At 54.8% G+C, this 2018-nt stretch carries 4 protein-coding genes; all 4 read right to left on the minus strand.

All coding sequences use genetic code 11. The features are described 5' to 3' along the window. Nucleotides 1-413 (minus strand): hypothetical protein (locus HY011_05960; protein ID MBI3422465.1); only part of this gene is annotated, 413 nt, incomplete at its 3' end. Nucleotides 414-488: 75 nt separating this feature from the next. Continuing rightward, on the minus strand, nt 489-1004 hold the full coding sequence (locus HY011_05965; GenBank protein MBI3422466.1) for a transposase: 516 nt from the start codon (nt 1002-1004) through the stop codon (nt 489-491). After that, entirely contained in the window at nt 925-1407 is a 483-nt protein-coding gene (locus HY011_05970; GenBank protein ID MBI3422467.1) for a hypothetical protein, read from the minus strand. Before HY011_05970 ends, HY011_05965 begins: the two co-directional genes overlap by 80 nt. Before the next feature lie 274 nt (nt 1408-1681). Further along, on the minus strand, nt 1682-2018 hold a 337-nt coding region (locus HY011_05975), incomplete at its 5' end, for a DNA repair protein RadA (GenBank protein ID MBI3422468.1).

Below are 2018 nucleotides of genomic sequence, written 5' to 3' on the forward strand. Positions count from 1 at the left end.
ACAAACTCGGTGCCCGCCCATTCGTCTGCCGGGTGAGCGTTGGCGACGGACTTGTTGAGGGTGATGGTTGAACCGGCGTTGTCAATCGAGGCAATTTGTCGAATCTCAATGCCTTCCGTGCCCAGGCCAACGGCGATCCACACGCCATTCTGGAACTTGGCTACGCTGGACAGATGCAGAACCGTGTCGCCGGGATTAACGGCGGCGGTCAACTGCGGATCCACGATCTTGTACGGGCGGATAGACTGCTCGAACGAGAAGCCGGAGATCACGCCATCGGAGGCCTGGGTGTCGAACTGGACGTGGTGGATGTGAATGTTGGTCTTGGAGTAGGGAACTTCGTTGCCGCCATCTGTGAGTTCACTCACGTAGGTTACAGCAAGACAATCTCCAATGTTGCCACGAATCGCCAACGGCTCGTTATGCTGGACACCCGCGTAAACCTTGCTATTGGCATAGACCGCAGCTTTATCCGCTCATGTCCAGAATTAGTGCAAAGCGACGAGCGCGGAAATGAATTTGGGCGTGACTTTCTTCATGTTGATCCTGAACTCGCAAATCGCGACGTACTGACCCAGGTTGCGCTTATGCACACCACGAAACGGGCGCAAGAAATTGCGCACGCCTGTCCACAAGCCTTCAATCGTATTGACATGCACTTCGCGCACGCCATCACCGTCATCATCCCGCGCCCATTCGCCTTGCCCATGCGCGACTGTCGCATGCTTGCGTTGCAAGCGCGTATAACCGCGCCATTCATCTGTATTCACTTCCGCGCCTGGTCGGGTAAATGTTTGCACATGCAGGCGCAAGGTTTTCCCATCGGTATGTTTCACGACCCGCAAGCGCACCTTGCCACTCTGGCGACCCACCGTCCCGAGCACAGGCGGACGATCATTGGCGTACGTGCCATGCCCACGCTGGTTATTGGCCCGACGGCGTGGTGGGTCTTCTGGATCCTCGTGTTTTTGGCCTTTTTTCCCCGGCGTTCTGAAACATCTCATCCGTTTCAGTCCGCTGGTCATTCAAGCGCGTGGTCGGTTGTAAACGTTGGGCGTTGGCTTGCAGGGCTTGACGCAACTCATGCTGTGTCGTGCGGCTCAGGCAAAGTTCACGCGCCAAGGTCAGACCCGGCTCACCTTTACAAACGCCTCGCAAGAGTCCGATGACTTGTGCGGGACGCAAATGCTTTCCTTCAAAGACGGTGCCGCTGTACAGGGTATAAATGCTTTGACACTTTTTGCAACGATAGACGCAGAGGCGACTCCGTTTTGTCTGTCGAAAGGGACGTGCCTGTTTGACGCTGGCCTGACAGTGTGGGCACTTCAGACCGCGCGGGTGAAAGTATTTCAGCACCCAGGCGGTGCTGATGTCCTCATCGAATAGGTCAACGATTGGAAAATCCATAGTGCAATCATAGCAGTTCTCTATGCCCCTTGCACTTTTTCTGGACATGAGCGTCTCTATGCCCCTTGCACTTTTTCTGGACATGAGCGGAAATGTTTTGTTTGACGCGCAAAGAAAAAAGGAAGTACTACAAAAGAGCTTACACAGTCAACACAAAACAGCAAATAAGGCCGGGTGGACGGGCAGAAGGATGTAAGCAATAAAGGAACTGCCGTCGGTGGCCTAATCTTAACATATCGGCGAACAAAAGTCAAAAAAACGATCCGTATTGCGCTTAATTGTCATTCCGGCGCGGCTTGCCGAGAGCAATATCAATCGCTTCATGCGCTGACCGGGCCTGGATGATCTCGATTCCATCGGGGAACGGCTCGCTCTGGCGCACGGTTTTGGGGATGATGGCGCGACGGAATCCAAGTTTGGCCGCCTCTTTTAGTCGGGCTGTGAGTTGACTCACCGCCCGTAATTCGCCCGACAATCCAATTTCACCTACCAGCGCCAAATCCGCCGGGACAGGTAAATCGCGCACCGACGAGGCGACTGCCATGGCCACTGCCAGATCAACCGCCGGTTCTTCCACCTGCAAGCCGCCGATCACATTTACGAACACGTCC

The sequence above is a fragment of the Acidobacteriota bacterium genome (assembly GCA_016196035.1).
Taxonomy (GTDB): domain Bacteria; phylum Acidobacteriota; class Blastocatellia; order RBC074; family RBC074; genus JACPYM01.

Excerpts from the sequence above, each read along its gene's own strand:
- HY011_05965 (MBI3422466.1), bottom strand. The coding sequence starts at position 1,004 with ATGAGATGTTTCAGAACGCCGGGGAAAAAAGGCCAAAAACACGAGGAT.
- HY011_05970 (MBI3422467.1), bottom strand. The coding sequence starts at position 1,407 with ATGGATTTTCCAATCGTTGACCTATTCGATGAGGACATCAGCACCGCC.